Source organism: Vibrio sp. Scap24 (genome assembly GCF_013394185.1).
Lineage (GTDB): Bacteria > Pseudomonadota > Gammaproteobacteria > Enterobacterales > Vibrionaceae > Vibrio > Vibrio pomeroyi.
The window spans coordinates 1-15,610 of record NZ_CP041333.1; the positions used below are offsets into that span (position 1 = coordinate 1).

Below are 15,610 nucleotides of genomic sequence, written 5' to 3' on the forward strand. Positions count from 1 at the left end.
GCAAACCAACTCCGTTATTACTTAATTGTAGTTGCAATAACGGGGCGGACCATACATTTTAGTTGTGGATTTGCTAGAAATTACTCGCCTGAGTCAATTGAAGTTAAAATGAACTCGACTCGTTCCTCAACAGATAACTTAGGTACTTCCACCAGCTGATAACCAAACTGAGTATAGGCTGCCACCATTTTTTCGTAAGTGGCGATCGCTTCATCAAAATCTTGCTTGCGCTCTTGGTCATTGATGAAAATAGACTCCCAAGGCGGGAAGATAAATACCTTGGCGTTGTATGCAAGCTCATTACAGCTATTGAGTAAGGATTCTGGAATAGGCAACGTCTCTAACAAGCTGTAACCGTATGAATCCACGATGCTTCTATCAAAGAAAACCGGCTGTTCACTCGATTCGAAGGCTTGATAATTGGCTAACTCTTCTCGCACCATTTCGTCACGAAAAGCCATTTTGTTTAACCATGGTAAGGCGTGACCTTGCTGTTCGACTTGATGTTGAATCACTTTACGCCCGACCTCTGGTGCGCAGCGATAGCCCTTGCTTTTCAAAGCGTCGATGACCGAGGTTTTGCCTGAACCCGGCCCACCGGTAAATACAATTAGGTTATTCAAATGAACCTCTTCAAAGGGGAAAGATAACGAATCGAATCCTAACGAAACCCAAGTTAACGAATCAAGGATAGAATGGACTTAAATTCTGGTGTGCGGCAATCTTTCACAAGCTCGTATAAGCTCATTTCTAATCCCGTAATTTGGACACCAGCGTCCCGCAATCGACTGATAGCCAGTTTCTTATTCAATGCTGTTCGCGAACTAACACAGTCACCAACTACCTGAGCCTTGTACCCGAGCTCCAACAAACCTATTGCAGTTTGATAAACACAAATATGAGCCTCAATACCACACACCAACCACGTATCCACATCTTTGGCTTGCACTGCCTCAACAAACTTAGGCTCGTTACACGCGTTGAACGTGAATTTTGGTATCGGATTAGAGTCACTCAATAGGTCATTCAGCTCACTAACGGTTGCCCCCAACTTCTCTGGGTTCTGCTCCAAGCTCACAATAGGAAGACCTAAAACCTGAGCTCCCTCAATCAACTTTCCACAGTTAGCAATCAATGTCTCGCTCTCATCAACAAGGCGTGCGAGCTTGCCCTGAACATCCACAACCACCAAACCTGTCTTTTGTTTCGTTAGCATGTTTACTCCTTGTGTTGGGAAGCCTTATCCAAATGCAATCTGATGCACACTCTTTCTACTATGTAATGATTCAGCTTACAAAGCCATACAGTAATACATAAAAGACTACGGAATAATGGTCATCAACGGTCGAAAGGTCGCAAAACAAAAATAATTGATACTGACATGACATTAAAGAGTGAGTAAGAAAAATGAACAAGATAACGAAATCAGCATTAGCACTGGGCTTGATCAGCGCGGTTTCTCTTCCAGCTTTAGCAGCAGGCACTGACGGCGGCGCATACATTGGTGGTGGCCTTAGCGTCTACCAAGATTCAGATACAGATGGCGCGCCTAGCTTAGATTCTAGCGGCATGGGTTACAACCTATACGGCGGTTACCAATTCAACCGTATCGTTGGCGTGGAACTTGGCTACACAGATTACGCAAACTACAAAAACAGCACTGACAAGCTTTCACCAACGTCTATTTCTGTGTCAGCAAACCTAGGTTACACATTCGACAACACAATCCGCCCATTCGTATTGGCTGGTTTAAGCTCTGTCGACCTCAATGCGAATAGCGGTGCAGGATACGATGATGATAGCGGTACAGGTTTCCACTTTGGTGTTGGTGTTGAATACACGCCGGTTGAGCACCTAACGCTGCGCCTAATCTCACAAGCAGATGCGGTAAGCGTAAATGACTACTCAATTGGAAGTAACGGCTCATTCAAAAGCGGTGACCATACGCTTGCATTCAACAGCATTAGCTTCGGTGGTTCATACAACTTCTAATGTGATTGAACCACGTAGAATAAGCTGAACATACTAATTCACTTTGCTGTTCCACCTTGTCATGAAGGTCACTCAGTAAAGTGAATTTTTTGTTTCTACACGCCTATCGCGTCATTTCACTTTAACCAGTTATCGCTCATCACCGCCCAATTGAGCTTTATGCGTTGATATTAGAGCTTTCTTGGTAGCGAGACTAAAATAAAGGGATAAGAGACGCAGGAAAACAAACCTATGAATCTACCAAGCTTAAACATGTCGATAAACAAGCTGCCCTTTGTGTTGGCTGTATATTATCTGCTTGTCATCAACATCCCTCTCTCCCAAGAGCTGTTTAGTATTGTTCAGGCGTCCAAGTCTGAAAGCGTTGCGTTTCTTATATCCATCCCTATCTTCTTCCTTGCTGCCTTCAATTTTATCTTCCAAGTCTTCAACTGGCCGATATTCTCCAAGCCATTTTTTATCTTCTTGCTCATCACCTCAACACTCGTCAGCTACAGCATGTTCAATTACGGCATCTATGTCGATTATGGGATGATAGAGAACGTCTTCGAAACCAATAGCGGCGAAGCAGCAAGCTATGTAAGTACCCACTCCATCTTGTGGTTATTCGCGATGGGGATTGTCCCGTCACTGATGTTACTGTTTACCAAACTCAAGCGAGAATCATGGAAAGATTTCTTTGTCTGGAAGTCGATTGGATTGCTTTCTTCTTTGATTGTTATCGCGATTATTGCTGGGTTGTTTTACAAAGATTATGTCTCGATTGGTCGTAATAACTCGCACATCAAAAAGATGATCATCCCAACCGAATATGTGTCATCCGCAGTCAAATACATCAATAACACCTACATCAAAGAACCTATCCCCTACCAAGAGCTAGGATTAGATGCGAAGCAAACACCGCAAGCTAAAGCGGCAACCAAACCGACCTTATTGGTGTTTGTGCTGGGCGAAACCGCACGCGTGTATAACTACCAATATCATGGCTATGAAAGAGAAACGAACGCTCACACCCAGCCTTACAACCCGATATTTTTCTCCGATGTTCAGTCGTGCGGAACAGCCACTGCGGTTTCTGTGCCGTGTATGTTCTCGAACATGAATCGCAGCAACTACGACCGCGACAAAGCTTATAACCAAGATAACGTGGTCGACATCATGAACCGCGCGGGCATTCACTCTATCTGGCGAGAACATGATGGTGGAGACAAGGCGGTTGCACACCGAATCAAAGAGATGACGCTCGTCGCCAAAGACAGCGACCCGTTGTGCAATAACGATGTGTGCTACGACACGGCGATGCTGGAGAACTTCGAGCAAGATACTCAAGATCTCAACCAAGATAGCATCATTTTCTATCATATTGCCGGATCTCATGGCCCTACTTACTTCGAACGCTATCCAGATGAACATAAGAAATTCACACCTGATTGCGCTCGCGCCGATATTGAAAACTGCACCAAAGAGGAAGTGGTTAACACCTACGACAACACCATCTTGTACACGGATTTCTTCCTCTCACAGGCGATGCAAAAGCTTGAGAAACTGAACGACAAATACAACGTGGCGTTGATGTACGTGTCCGATCACGGCGAATCTCTGGGAGAAAATGGCGTCTATTTACACGGCATGCCTTACTCTCTCGCTCCAAAAGAACAAACCCACGTTCCACTGATCTTTTGGATGTCGGATAGCTTTGCTGCTGAGAAAGGCATCAGTGACACATGCTTGCGTAAAGCAGGCAAAGAGCAGAGCTTCTCACACGATAATCTGTTCGACTCTTTGCTTGGCCTGATGGACGTTCAAACCAAAGAATACCGAGCGAACCAAGATATTTTTGCAGCATGTCGGTAGTGCTTTTGCTTATGTAAACCATCGAAAAACTTGAGTTGCCTGAACAAGCTCTCCTCAAGTTCCCCTAAAAAGAAAAGACCTCGGTCTTTTCTTTTTTTCGTCGCTAACATGGAGCCAGAGTGCTAATTTATAACGACGAAACAATGAGCTACATTTAATGGAGACAATAATGGAAGAGTCCGTCGTGCTCCAAAGACCAACCTGTCTTGTTAGACTTTATCTCACTCACATCGCTCATTGAACTTACCAAGATTAAGCTCAGTTCAATACGGCACCTGAATGGCGCCACAATATCAATGTTTACGTCATATCTTTAAGGACAAATGAATGGACGCTTTCATAATTTCAAGCTGGCAATTTTCTGAGGGTGTGGCACATGAACACATCACCAGCCCAGCCTCATTCGAGCAATCAACTTGGTATCACTGCCAAAGAGATGCTGACGGTTTGAGAGAATGGCTCCACTGTAATACGGTTCCAAATGCCATCATCGATTCATTACTCACCGATGACACCCGCCCTCGGTTCGAACAGTTTGGCCACGACTGTTTTTTGATGATTCTGCGAGGCATTAATCTAAACGAAGGTGCTAACCCTGACGACATGCTTAGCCTACGCATCTTATGGTACAAAGGCACTTTAATATCGACACGCAAAGTTCCTTCAAAAGCGGTCAGTAATCTGATATCCGACCTCAAACAAAACCAAGGCCCGACATCTTTACCTGATGTATTGTTGGGCATGATACGTGGAATCAACCACAGTATTTCAACCTTCCTAGTACCCGTCGAACTCTTGATTGACGAGTTAGAATCTAAATCCAATATCGACATAAGATCCATTAACGCTCTGCATTCAAGGCTACTTAGACTAAGGCGCTATTTGAAGCCACAGAAATACGTTTTTGAGGACTTAATGAGTGACCTGCCTGTACCATTGAGTAAGCACAACAGTCATATAAAGAACAGCCTTGATACCATCCTGAGAATTAATGAGTCTGTTGAGTTTTACATCGAACAAATTAATGTATTTTTAGCGAGCCTAAGTCAGCAACAAGCTGAAAAAATGAATAGAAATACGTACCTATTTTCTATCATTGCGGGTATTTTCCTCCCTGCTGGGTTTTTCACCGGTTTGCTGGGTGTCAATATTGCTGGAATACCCGGAACAGATAACCCAATAGCATTCCCACTATTTTGCATTGGGCTGCTCGTGGTCGTAGCGGCAGAGGTCGTTATTTTGAAAAAATTGAGGTTTATTTAATGGTTGAGTTTTTGCAATCCAATATGTGGCTTAGACAAGTGGTTTTAGGTTTACTTCTTATCACTGTGTATTGGGTGATCAAACGCTTAGGTAAGAACTGGATAGAAACATTAGCGGAAAATAAGCGCGTCGAATTGAAGCGAAAGCAGTTCGTGATTAAGTGTTTCAATATTGTTCTGTTTCTACTCTTCATCGCTGTGTTTACGATTGTTCTTAACTTAGGTTTTGGTGATATTTCGCTATTCTTATCATCCATATTTGCGGTGCTGGGTGTCGCATTATTCGCGCAATGGTCGATTCTAAGTAACCTCACAGCCAGCGTACTAATATTTTTCGTATTCCCTTATCGCATTGGCGACAGAGTAAGAGTCGCGGAGAAAGACGAAGACATCAGCGGTGTGATCATCGATATCACAATGTTCCACGTTATTCTTCGACACAGTTCAGGCAACATCATCACCTACCCTAATAACCTGATCCTACAAAAAGGCGTAATCAAAGTTTTGGTTGAACCTGAAGCAAAAAGTGAAGCAGGTGATACTGAGCTAACCAAAACTGAAAATTCAAAATCATAAGATCTACTGGTGCCTTAGATATCGGCATGTCAAACAGATAGACACAGCGAACTGATTCGTAAGATATTAAAAGAGCTTAGTTCAACACCGATTGCAGAGCTTGGCGATAAAGGGCATTAGAGAGAAGCTTCAATAAGGTAAAAAGTCTGACACCCGATACTTACGCTAAACAAGGCGGCCTAACCATTGATGTGTATGGTGGAGTGAGATCGGACTAACCCACTCTTTGTCTATCAAGCACTCTTTGTCTATAACGCGCATTCTTTCTATAACGAACGCTCTATCTATAACAAACGTCCTGTCTATAATGCACACCTCTGTCTTTTGTGTCCCATTAGCCGCAAGTTTTATTGAGTTTAGATTTGCGACTAAATATACTGGAGACACCATCAGACGGAGGACAAAAATGAATAATAAAAACAAACATATAGTTTTAATTCATGGTCTATATATGCCTGCGTTGATCATGCAATATCTGGATAGAAACTTCAAAAAATGCGGCTTTCAAACCCACAAGTTCGCTTACAACTCACTGCGCTTCCCTTCTGCCGCTAAACGCCTTAACCGATTCGTGAACGCACGCTTTGATGAGCACGATGAAGTCTACTTCTTTGGTCACTCACTCGGTGGCTTGCTGATCCGCCACTACTTTAAGTTTTACCAACCCAACTTTGCCGACACCTGCATCATTACCGCAGGGACTCCACACAATGGCGCGACTATCGCGAAAACGCTGTCGAATCATGGTCTTGGATTTATATTTGGTTCGAGCAAGATGATCTTAAGCGATGGCTTGGGTGATTATGATATTGATGTGCCGATTGGCGTGATTACTGGCACCTACGACGCAGGTGTGGGGCGCATTGTGTTGGGCAGAAACCCAGGAGATGGCACAGTTACGCTTGAAGATGCGAACCTGCGGGGTGCAACAGACACCTGCGCGCTCAAGCTTAATCACACGGCGCTTGTGTACTCTAAGGAAGTGGTTGCACTCTCAACTCAGTTCATCGAACACAGGGCTTTCAAGAGCGCTTCATAGCTTATTTACGTTAGCTTTCGCACATTTGCTCCTTTATCGAGCTCTTGTTCTCTTATTTATGATAGATAAAAACAAAAATACCACTCTGAGATAAGAGTGGTATTCAAAGATTCATGACTGCAAGTGAGTACTTGTTATAGACGATTTACTCGTGTTGGTAAGAACACCTCACCCAACATGCATCGCACCGAACCACCACCAATATCTTCAATCGTTTTCACATTGAATGGTAGCAGCTTACCGTGTGTCGAAAGTTGCGCTAACTGAGCTGGAGAGAACGCATCGTAAGCCGATTGAGACATCGCAATCACCTTGTCACCATTCACGGTTTCCAACTGTAGGATATTGCCACAGAATCGGTTCATCTGATCGATTGAGATAGAGATAACCTGCTTATCTTTAGCAAGCGACTTCACCACAAAACGGCGCTCAAACTCTGGGATCACTTCATCACAGATCACGCAGAAGTTATCACCAATCGCCATCATCACATTAGTGTGGTAGATCGGCTGACCAGACGGCAGTGCAGTTTGGAATGACACCACGCGAGAATAGCCAATACGCTTCGCATAATCCTCTAACACTTCACGGTCACAACGCTGAGAAAGCGCCGCGTAGATGGTCTTATTAATGTGGTCGATCACCATCACACCCGTGCTCTCTAGATAAGAACCTTGAGCAATGTAAGACTCTAGAGACTCACTGTGATTTACAATGCGACCAGACGCTTCAAGTGCTTCAATAAGGGCATTTGGCTTCACTTCATTTTGACGGTTTTCACACGCCATAGGGAACGTAAATAAGCTTCCGTCGCCACAGGTGCTAAACCAGTTATTAGGGAAGACCGCATCTGGCGTTTCCACACCTAGTTCTGGGTAATCAAACTCTACAACCTGCACACCTTCTTTACGCAACGAAGCAACCATTGCCTTAAATTCGGCCATGGTTTCTAATTTTACTTCAGCTTCGGTCAGATTAACTCTGTTCTGAAACTCATTATCTTGTGCCGTTTCTTCATTAAATTTAAATTCTTTTGGCGGCACCATAACAACGCAGTTGGCGTTTTGAACATTAGTAATGTGAAGTGATTTTTTGTGTAGGTTTAACATCTCAACCGTCCCTATCTTTTATTTACCTCAGAATTGTAAACAACTTGTTACGACAAGATTCACTGAAAAGAATAATGATTTGAATATTTATCCCAAACAATTCCTGCAAAACTCAGTTTATTCGGTAATTTTTACTGCAAGATAACAGCACATCAGAAAGAACCAACAGTTTGCATATGAGATACAGAATTTGCTGAATAAATATCCGAGCTTCATTCTCTAGCTTGCTGCGGGTTTAGGTTACAATTTAATCCATTTAGCGTTAGGATTATCACCGTTGCATAACAATCAATTACGTTTGAAATAAGCTTAACTTTTCCTGTCCGATTCAATCTAAAATACGCGTCATGAAAGACACGCTTTGAACCTTTCCTGCGACATCGCTTAAACAACGTATTAGTGTTAAACGAACTCGTGAGCCAAGTTTTTCAACCAAACGCTTAAACTAAAATCCATCAAATGGCTTAATGCTTATAAGAACGAATTGGCGCTTATATAATTTCAAATCAAGACTGTTAAATTTCTAATCGAACCTATAAAAACAAAGCTACACAGACGATGCAGTTGCTAATAGATGCATTCGTTTATAAAGGGAAATCTATGTACAAAAAATTTGAAGGCTTTACTGAAGCCTTTCCAAAGGGAGAGCCGATACAACCTCCTACTGGAATACTGGCATTCTGCCGCCATTACACTCGAGGTTTTGAAAAGCCGTTAATCTTGCTCGGCCTAATGAGCATGACCATCGCGATCATCGAAGTCGCGTTGTTCGGTTACATGGGCCAACTGGTTGATTGGCTATCAACCAGCAACCCAGAAACCTTCTTAGCAGATAACCAATCCACACTCATGGGGCTTGGTGTGCTGTTATTGGTCGTGATGCCGATCTTGATCAGTGTTTACTCGCTCTTGCTTCACCAAACCTTGCTGGGCAACTATCCAATGTCGATCCGTTGGTTGGCGCACCGCTATCTTTTGAAGCAGAGCTTGTCGTTCTATCAAGATGATTTTGCCGGACGTGTTGCCACTAAAGTAATGCAAACATCGCTCGCAGTGCGTGAAACCGTGACCAAAATGGTTGATGTGTTTGTTTACGTAACGGTTTACTTCACGGCAATGCTGTTCATGCTTGCCGAGTCAGATTGGCGTTTGATGGCTCCGATGCTGATTTGGTTGTTCGTTTATATCGGTATACAACTGCACTTTGTACCAAAGCTGAAAGACGTATCATCAGAACAAGCCGATGCGCGCTCGTTAATGACAGGTCGTATTGTCGATAGTTACACCAACATCGCGACGGTGAAACTGTTCTCACACAGTAAAAGAGAAACCGAATACGCCGAAGAAGTTATGGAAGGCTTCCTAGATACTGTGCACCGCCAAATGCGCTTGGTAACCGGCTTCAACATCTGTGTTGAGTTCGCTAACTATCTATTGGTGTTCAGCATTGCTGGTATCTCTATCTACCTATGGCTAGATAGCGCAATCACCGTGGGTGCAATTGCGATTGCAGTGAGCTTGGCTCTGCGTATTAACGGCATGTCGAAATGGATCATGTGGGAAATCGGTGGTCTGTTTGAAAACCTAGGTACTGTGATTGATGGCATTAAAACGCTGTCTAAGCCAATCGCTATCGAAGACAAGAAAGACGCTGAGCCACTTAAGGTTCCACAAGGCGGCATCAACTTCAACAACGTAAGCTTTAACTACGGCGAGAACAAGGGCGTGATCAACAACCTTAATCTCAACATTAAGCCGGGTGAAAAAGTGGGCTTGGTGGGTCGTTCAGGTGCAGGTAAATCAACCTTGGTTAACCTGCTGCTGCGTTTCCATGATGTAGAAAGCGGTCGCATTCTGATTGACGATCAAGAGATCTCAACAGTGACGCAAGACTCGCTGCGCAGCAACATCGGTATGGTGACCCAAGATACTTCACTGTTGCACCGTTCGATCAAAGACAACATTCTTTACGGTCGACCTGAAGCATCAGATGAAGAAGTTTACGCAGCCACTAAACAGGCGCACGCGCATGAGTTTATCGAAACCCTAACCGACCCGTTTGGCAACGTTGGTTACGATGCTCAAGTAGGTGAAAGAGGCGTTAAGCTTTCTGGCGGTCAGCGTCAACGTGTCGCTATCTCACGTGTTCTTTTGAAAAATGCACCACTGCTTGTTCTGGATGAAGCGACGTCTGCACTCGATTCTGAGGTAGAAGCAGCAATCCAAGAGAGTTTGATTGAGCTAATGGAAGGCAAAACTGTTATCGCGATTGCACACCGCCTATCGACCATTGCTGCGATGGACCGCCTGATCGTGCTTGATGAAGGCAATATCGTCGAAGAAGGCACACACCAAGAGTTAATTAACCAGAATGGTATCTACGCACAGTTGTGGAATCACCAAACGGGTGGCTTCATTGCGGATGATCTTGAGCAGGCAACCAGCGCTTAATTTTTGTGCTATTTTAAAAGTGCGGCGTAATTCACACCAATTTGTTAGTTAACGGTAAATTACACGTAGCAGAATGTTATGTCGTAATTATATAATGACTTTAACACCAAAAACGCCTCGCTTGCGCGTTCTGGAATAAGGCTAGACTTCGGGGGGAGGCTAGCCTTTCTTATGCCCCTAGATCAGCAATCTTTCCCACCTGTTACGTAAACTTCATCGATCCTTTTGTTTTTTTCTTGGCGTTTTTTTCTTAAAATGCGCGCAGTATTCTTTCTAGAGATCAACCATGAACAAAAGTGTCTTAACTAACGTTATCGCGTTAGCGCTGCTTGCTGGCGGCTATGCGACAGCAAACCAATACTTGCTTTATGCAGGCCTATTCGCATTTTCTGGTGCTATCACCAACTGGCTTGCGATTCACATGTTGTTCGAGAAAGTACCCGGCCTATACGGTTCAGGCGTTATTCCAGCACGCTTTGAAGAGTTCAAAGCAGCCATCAAACAATTGATGATGGAACAGTTCTTTACTGAAAGTAACATCGACCGCTTCCTGAGCAGCGAGATGTCTGGCGGCCAATCACTGAACCTAGAGCCTGTGATTAAGAAGATCGACTTTAACCCTGCATTCGATTCACTGGTCCATGTCATCGAGAACTCTCAATTTGGTGGCATGTTGGCAATGTTTGGTGGTACTGAAGCGCTGGAGCCAATGAAAGCGCCATTTGTTGAAAAGATGCAAGAGTCTGTTATCGAAATCAGCAAGAGCGATTCGGTAAAAAATGCCATCAAAGAAGAGCTAGAATCTCCAGCGATGATGGACGAAATCAAAGAGAACATTGAAGCGATCATCGATCAGCGTTTGAATGAACTAACACCGAAGCTTGTAAAAGAGATGGTTCAAACCATGATCAAGAAGCACCTTGGCTGGCTTGTGGTTTGGGGCGGTGTATTCGGTGGTGTGATTGGCTTAATCTCTGCGGCAATTACGCTGTAATCGGTTTACCAACAACCAACTTATCTGATTGCCTTTCCTGGCACTCAACAAAAAATGGAAGCTCATTAGCTTCCATTTTTTATATCGAAACAAACACGCTTGAAGTAAAAGCAGAGCCCTATTTTAAGGTTGCCAACAACTCAGGGTTAACACCAAAGCCCTTCTTGTGTTCCTCAATCACCACTTCACTGCGGGTCTGAATCACGCCAGGTAGCGTACCCAGCTTGGTGGCCATAAACGCTTGGTATGCCTTCATGTCTTTCACTCGAACCTTGATCATGGTATCGAAGTCTCCCGACAGCGAATAACACTCTTCCACCTCAGGCATCATTTCAACGGCTTGGGCAAACTTATCAAAAATCGAAAAACTGGTCTGATCGAGACGAATATGGATAAAGACTTGAACATCGAGTCCCAACTTTTCTGAACACAGCTCAGCATGGTAGCCCGTTATGTAGCCCTCTTTTTCCAATCGCTTGAGTCTATCAGAGCAAGGGGATGTCGTTAGGTTAACCTGCTTGGCCAACTCAACCACGGGTAAACGCCCTTTCATGTGCAGAATTCTTAGTATCTCTTTATCGATACGATCGAGTTGATGCTGAGACATAACATTCCTTAAACATTCTAAATTCGGCTCAGTATATTCCATACTAAGAGCAATCGAAGAAAACCCCGCTCACACATTTAAAAACTAAATGCACAAGTGATATTCACACCAAATATAAATTCATACAAATCGATAACAACCCTTATAAATCAAACTCTAGTTATTAACAAATTATTATAGAAATGACCCGATAAACAAATAAGTTGAGCCAGAAACGAAAGAAAGGATATATGGCAAAGTGAATAATAGAATTATCAAAGAGAAAGGATGACTCTATTATGAAAACGCAAGAACTCGCATATAAACCTTACGGCATTGGTTCATGGACGCACGTAACGGTATCAAAAGATGTTGCTCAAGCACTAGCAAGTGAATACTCAAACTATGGATGGGAAGTGAAAGTTGATGGCAATGCCATTGAAACTGAGCTTGCACTCAAGGCAGCCTAGAAACTCAAAAACCTCCTAACACGGAGGTTTTTTGAATCAAGTTAGTAAGTACTTACTATGATTTAGGCTAAGCCAACTTGGGGAACAGTACTTCCGGTTTCGCAACGGCAATTGCACGTGCGGCAGAAGTGCTGAGTTTCCATATCGTAGTACAGGTTTCCACTAAATAGCTTTGACGTCCATTGCATCATACGGCCAGACGCTGTCTCGGGCTCTGATTCACAACGTTTCATTATAGACTTATGTAGTGTTGTTTTTTTACATCCTTTGCAATAGAGATCAGGCATACCTTTGTCCTATAGGTCTTTAGTGGTTACTGACAATTGACACATCATGTCCAATTCGGTTCCACAATTCACCGAGCTAATGACAAAAGTGAGCGCCAAGTTCAAAAAATAGCCACTTTTCTATTTTATTTTTTGACATCAAACGCCATCAACAAGGCAGATTTTTCATTTCTCGCTCAAGATCCTTCGCTTTCGATTTACATTGTAAAACCCCATAAAGACACCTCTTCAGCTCGATTCACCAGCAAACTTCCACGCAAAAAAGCGGCACCTCCACAATGAAAGCACCGCTTTATAACGTCATATCTGGTTCAATTTAACTCAAACTTAGAAGCCAAATTTACCGTTGTCATTTTTCCACTCTGAACGCGCAGGAATGGTTTCGATGGTGTCCCAGTGCTCCACAATCTTGCCATTATCAACACGGAATAGATCATAAAACGCTACGTGGTTATTCATGAATTGGCCTTCGCTGATCGACAGTACAAAATTACCTTGGCCTAAGATCTTGTGGTTAGCGGTATAAACCATTGGTATTCCTGCTTCAGCTAACGCACCCAAAGCTTCACCTAAACCGCTTAGACCATCGGCCACACCAGGGTTGTGCTGAAGGTAAGCGCTGTCTTCGTTATCGATGTACTGATTAATCTTCGACATATCACCGCCAATCAGGATGTCTTTGACAAAGCCACCGACAAGCTGTTTATTTTGATCCGTTTTCTCGAGATCTACGACTTTAGTCGTACCGTCTAATTGAGTGCGACCACTTGCGTTTGGCTTAGCGATCTCTTGCAAGTTATCCCAGTGTTCTACAATAAGTCCATCTTCAAAACGGAATACATCGAAGCCGACTTTAGGGCCGAAGAAGTTGTATTCAGTGTGTGTTACTACGAAGTCACCGTCTTGAAATGAGCGCTTAACTTGTGCCTTTGCAGAACCTTCAGGCAGCATTTGCAACACTTCACCAAAACCAGCTAAGCCATCACCGACCGCTAGATTATGTTGGATGTACTTCTCAGGGTTAATGTAGCTCACCGCTTTTGCATCGCCCGTTTCAATGCTTGAAATGACTGCGACGCCTTTCTCTTGAATAGACAGCTCTTGAGCTGCCACAGAACCGGTAACAACAGAAGCAGCGAGTACGCCAGCAGTTAGTAGTGTTGATTTGAATGTGTTGGTTATTGTTTTCATTATTAAGTCCTCTCGTTGGCTTGGAAACTATATTAGTCAACGAGAGAAGTTCGCGGCAGAGTGTATTTAGGCAGAAAAATGGTAGATATCGAACCTTAACGTATCCATGCTCAATCGCAGCTACTCCGTAAGAGACGGCTTTGAGTATTTCTTTTGAAACTCACTCGGTGTCATTTGGGTATGATTTTTAAAGTATTTGACGAAATTACTCGCGTCTTCAAACCCAAAATCCAATGCCATCTTTTGTGAGGTAATGTTGCTCACCACCAGCTGGCGCTTCATCTCTAACACCGTGAAAGAATCAATAATCTGCTTTGCTGTTAGCCCAGTTGCGACCTTGCAAACCTGATTCAGTGTTTTGTAGGTGGTACTAATTTGATTGGCGTACCAGTTTGCATCACGAACGCGCAGGTAGTTGTTTTGAAGCAATTCAAAGTAGCGGGCAAACTTAATGTTCTGCTGCAAACTCAAGGCGTCTTGCTTCACTTCTGGTCTTAGGCGATGAAGAATCAGCGCCAATGCCGAGAACAGGTACATCACAATCAAAGGATCGGGTTCTGGCTGATTCAGCTCTAGCGTAATTTGTTGCAGCAGGCTCTGTGTGCGATCTTGATGAAGTTCGTCTAATGGCAGTAATGCAGAGTGTGCCTTGTTCAAGTGGGTTGGCGTGTAGTTCGGCAGCTTCATATTAGCGTGAACGCTGTCGAGAAATGCTTGAGTAAAAATAACCGCCGTTCCTTGCGGCTTATTACTAAAATCAAAGGCGTGTACTTGCTCTCTTTGAATGAACAACACGCTCCCTTGGCTGAAAGGATAGTCTTGGAAGTCGACCATGTGCGTCCCAGAGCCTTGCTCAATAAACAGAATCAAGAAGAAGCTAACACGATGTGGCAATTGAGGATCGTGGTCGATGTTGCCATCAGAATAGAGTCGAGACAGCGGGATCAGCTCCAGTTCTGCCTGCGCCGTTTTCTCATGATTAAAGCTAATGTTCGGGATCGCTTGGGGCACTTCTCTCTTCCTATTCGTTTACTGCTTTACTCTAGCAACTGTAATGTATCCCTACGAAAACAGAAATCTCCAAGCCTTAGAACTTTGACTTGAGGTTCATCGCTGTCAGGCGTATTGGAATGTGTTCTATACACTCCAGACCAGCGCGATTAGAATATTCGGCTATCTGACGTTCTTATGAATTAAAGCTCTCTCCACCAATGAGGTTGAACATGCTCACTGTCACTCAAATTGCCAAGGCCTACAACATCTCTCGCACCACCATTCTCTATTATGAGCGTGCAGGGTTGCTTCTGCCTCACAGCCGTTCAGACAATGGTTATCGTTGGTATGGCGACAAAGAACAGGCTCGTCTAGAGAGTATTATCTCTTACCGATCGTTTGGCCTATCAATCCAAGAGATCACAGCGCTGCTTGATCGCAAAGACGATGTGAAACAAGAACAGACCTTAGTCAATCAGTTCAACGCGTTGGAAAAAGAGATTCAAAACCTTCGCCAACAACAAAAAGCGATTGTGATGCTATTGGAACAACCGGAATTGTTAGAACAGAAACTGCTAACCAAAGACCGTTGGGTACGTGTGATGGAGAACGCAGGGTTCAACGAAGAAGACATGAAGAACTGGCACAAGCAGTTTGAGAAGATGGAACCAACTGCTCACCAAGAGTTTTTAGAGTCTTTGAATATCGACCAAGATGAGGTCAAAAGCATTAGGGAGTGGTCAAAAAAATAGAGCCACCGAAGTGACTCTATTGTTCTTTGTTCAACTCTTTTGCTAATTCGTTTG

General features: G+C 43.7%; 15 protein-coding genes and 1 pseudogene. 10 read left to right on the plus strand and 6 right to left on the minus strand.

From position 1 onward, the window contains the following. Nucleotides 1–80 precede the first annotated feature (80 nt). Nucleotides 81–623, minus strand: a complete 543-nt coding sequence (locus FLM53_RS15635) for an AAA family ATPase (RefSeq protein WP_176679098.1) — start codon at nucleotides 621–623, stop codon at nucleotides 81–83. Between the two features lie 53 nt (nucleotides 624–676). After that, nucleotides 677–1,216 (minus strand): hydrolase, encoded by a 540-nt coding sequence (locus tag FLM53_RS15640; RefSeq protein ID WP_176679097.1) that lies wholly within the window; start codon nucleotides 1,214–1,216, stop codon nucleotides 677–679. A gap of 191 nt (nucleotides 1,217–1,407) precedes the next feature. On the opposite strand from FLM53_RS15640, the gene FLM53_RS15645 reads away from it, so the two are divergent. From FLM53_RS15645 to FLM53_RS15665, 6 genes and pseudogenes are all read left to right on the plus strand, one after another. Further along, on the plus strand, nucleotides 1,408–1,992 hold the full coding sequence (locus FLM53_RS15645) for a porin family protein (RefSeq protein WP_176679096.1): 585 nt from the start codon (nucleotides 1,408–1,410) through the stop codon (nucleotides 1,990–1,992). A 231-nt stretch (nucleotides 1,993–2,223) separates the two neighbouring features. Continuing rightward, a complete protein-coding gene (locus tag FLM53_RS15650) occupies nucleotides 2,224–3,846 on the plus strand; it encodes a phosphoethanolamine transferase (protein ID WP_176679095.1) in 1,623 nt (540 codons plus the stop codon). Between the two features lie 327 nt (nucleotides 3,847–4,173). After that, nucleotides 4,174–5,109 (plus strand): CorA family divalent cation transporter, encoded by a 936-nt coding sequence (locus FLM53_RS15655; protein ID WP_176679094.1) that lies wholly within the window; start codon nucleotides 4,174–4,176, stop codon nucleotides 5,107–5,109. Further along, nucleotides 5,109–5,684: a mechanosensitive ion channel family protein gene (locus FLM53_RS15660; RefSeq protein WP_050647610.1), complete on the plus strand. Its 576-nt coding sequence runs from the start codon at nucleotides 5,109–5,111 to the stop codon at nucleotides 5,682–5,684. The genes FLM53_RS15655 and FLM53_RS15660 overlap by 1 nt, the downstream gene beginning before the upstream one ends. Before the next feature lie 18 nt (nucleotides 5,685–5,702). Next, nucleotides 5,703–5,902: pseudogene (locus FLM53_RS24045) on the plus strand (AraC family transcriptional regulator); the annotation flags it as partial. 188 nt (nucleotides 5,903–6,090) lie between these two features. Then, nucleotides 6,091–6,723, plus strand: a complete 633-nt coding sequence (locus tag FLM53_RS15665) for a triacylglycerol lipase (RefSeq protein WP_176679093.1) — start codon at nucleotides 6,091–6,093, stop codon at nucleotides 6,721–6,723. Between the two features lie 134 nt (nucleotides 6,724–6,857). On the opposite strand, the gene FLM53_RS15670 is transcribed toward FLM53_RS15665, so the two are convergent. After that, nucleotides 6,858–7,832: an arginine deiminase-related protein gene (locus tag FLM53_RS15670; RefSeq protein ID WP_017067108.1), complete on the minus strand. Its 975-nt coding sequence runs from the start codon at nucleotides 7,830–7,832 to the stop codon at nucleotides 6,858–6,860. A gap of 600 nt (nucleotides 7,833–8,432) precedes the next feature. Between FLM53_RS15670 and FLM53_RS15675 the strand changes: the two genes are divergently transcribed. Further along, nucleotides 8,433–10,283 (plus strand): ABC transporter ATP-binding protein, encoded by a 1,851-nt coding sequence (locus FLM53_RS15675; RefSeq protein WP_176679092.1) that lies wholly within the window; start codon nucleotides 8,433–8,435, stop codon nucleotides 10,281–10,283. Nucleotides 10,284–10,569: 286 nt separating this feature from the next. Continuing rightward, complete coding sequence (locus FLM53_RS15680) at nucleotides 10,570–11,277, plus strand: DUF445 family protein (RefSeq protein WP_136982554.1); 708 nt, start codon at nucleotides 10,570–10,572, stop codon at nucleotides 11,275–11,277. Nucleotides 11,278–11,395: 118 nt separating this feature from the next. Here FLM53_RS15680 and FLM53_RS15685 read toward each other — a convergent pair whose 3' ends face one another. After that, nucleotides 11,396–11,884, minus strand: coding sequence for an Lrp/AsnC family transcriptional regulator (locus FLM53_RS15685; protein ID WP_004732526.1), 489 nt, complete (start codon nucleotides 11,882–11,884; stop codon nucleotides 11,396–11,398). A 278-nt stretch (nucleotides 11,885–12,162) separates the two neighbouring features. On the opposite strand from FLM53_RS15685, the gene FLM53_RS15690 reads away from it, so the two are divergent. Next, complete coding sequence (locus FLM53_RS15690) at nucleotides 12,163–12,333, plus strand: hypothetical protein (RefSeq protein WP_017632012.1); 171 nt, start codon at nucleotides 12,163–12,165, stop codon at nucleotides 12,331–12,333. 614 nt (nucleotides 12,334–12,947) lie between these two features. Here FLM53_RS15690 and FLM53_RS15695 read toward each other — a convergent pair. Beyond that, nucleotides 12,948–13,811: a nuclear transport factor 2 family protein gene (locus tag FLM53_RS15695; protein WP_176679091.1), complete on the minus strand. Its 864-nt coding sequence runs from the start codon at nucleotides 13,809–13,811 to the stop codon at nucleotides 12,948–12,950. Between the two features lie 120 nt (nucleotides 13,812–13,931). Beyond that, nucleotides 13,932–14,822 (minus strand): AraC family transcriptional regulator, encoded by an 891-nt coding sequence (locus FLM53_RS15700; protein ID WP_176679090.1) that lies wholly within the window; start codon nucleotides 14,820–14,822, stop codon nucleotides 13,932–13,934. Nucleotides 14,823–15,034: 212 nt separating this feature from the next. Between FLM53_RS15700 and FLM53_RS15705 the strand changes: the two genes are divergently transcribed. Next, the gene (locus FLM53_RS15705) at nucleotides 15,035–15,556 is read left to right on the plus strand and encodes a MerR family transcriptional regulator (RefSeq protein ID WP_176679089.1); all 522 of its coding nucleotides are present in this window, start codon (nucleotides 15,035–15,037) and stop codon (nucleotides 15,554–15,556) included. Nucleotides 15,557–15,610 lie beyond the last annotated feature (54 nt).

Bases quoted from the DNA above. Each gene is read 5' to 3' on its own strand.
- FLM53_RS15640 (WP_176679097.1), bottom strand. From the start codon at position 1,216: ATGCTAACGAAACAAAAGACAGGTTTGGTGGTTGTGGATGTTCAGGGC.
- FLM53_RS15645 (WP_176679096.1), top strand. From the start codon at position 1,408: ATGAACAAGATAACGAAATCAGCATTAGCACTGGGCTTGATCAGCGCG.
- FLM53_RS15650 (WP_176679095.1), top strand. From the start codon at position 2,224: ATGAATCTACCAAGCTTAAACATGTCGATAAACAAGCTGCCCTTTGTG.
- FLM53_RS15655 (WP_176679094.1), top strand. From the start codon at position 4,174: ATGGACGCTTTCATAATTTCAAGCTGGCAATTTTCTGAGGGTGTGGCA.
- FLM53_RS15660 (WP_050647610.1), top strand. From the start codon at position 5,109: ATGGTTGAGTTTTTGCAATCCAATATGTGGCTTAGACAAGTGGTTTTA.
- FLM53_RS15665 (WP_176679093.1), top strand. From the start codon at position 6,091: ATGAATAATAAAAACAAACATATAGTTTTAATTCATGGTCTATATATG.
- FLM53_RS15670 (WP_017067108.1), bottom strand. From the start codon at position 7,832: ATGTTAAACCTACACAAAAAATCACTTCACATTACTAATGTTCAAAAC.
- FLM53_RS15675 (WP_176679092.1), top strand. From the start codon at position 8,433: ATGTACAAAAAATTTGAAGGCTTTACTGAAGCCTTTCCAAAGGGAGAG.
- FLM53_RS15680 (WP_136982554.1), top strand. From the start codon at position 10,570: ATGAACAAAAGTGTCTTAACTAACGTTATCGCGTTAGCGCTGCTTGCT.
- FLM53_RS15685 (WP_004732526.1), bottom strand. From the start codon at position 11,884: ATGTCTCAGCATCAACTCGATCGTATCGATAAAGAGATACTAAGAATT.
- FLM53_RS15690 (WP_017632012.1), top strand. From the start codon at position 12,163: ATGAAAACGCAAGAACTCGCATATAAACCTTACGGCATTGGTTCATGG.
- FLM53_RS15695 (WP_176679091.1), bottom strand. From the start codon at position 13,811: ATGAAAACAATAACCAACACATTCAAATCAACACTACTAACTGCTGGC.
- FLM53_RS15705 (WP_176679089.1), top strand. From the start codon at position 15,035: ATGCTCACTGTCACTCAAATTGCCAAGGCCTACAACATCTCTCGCACC.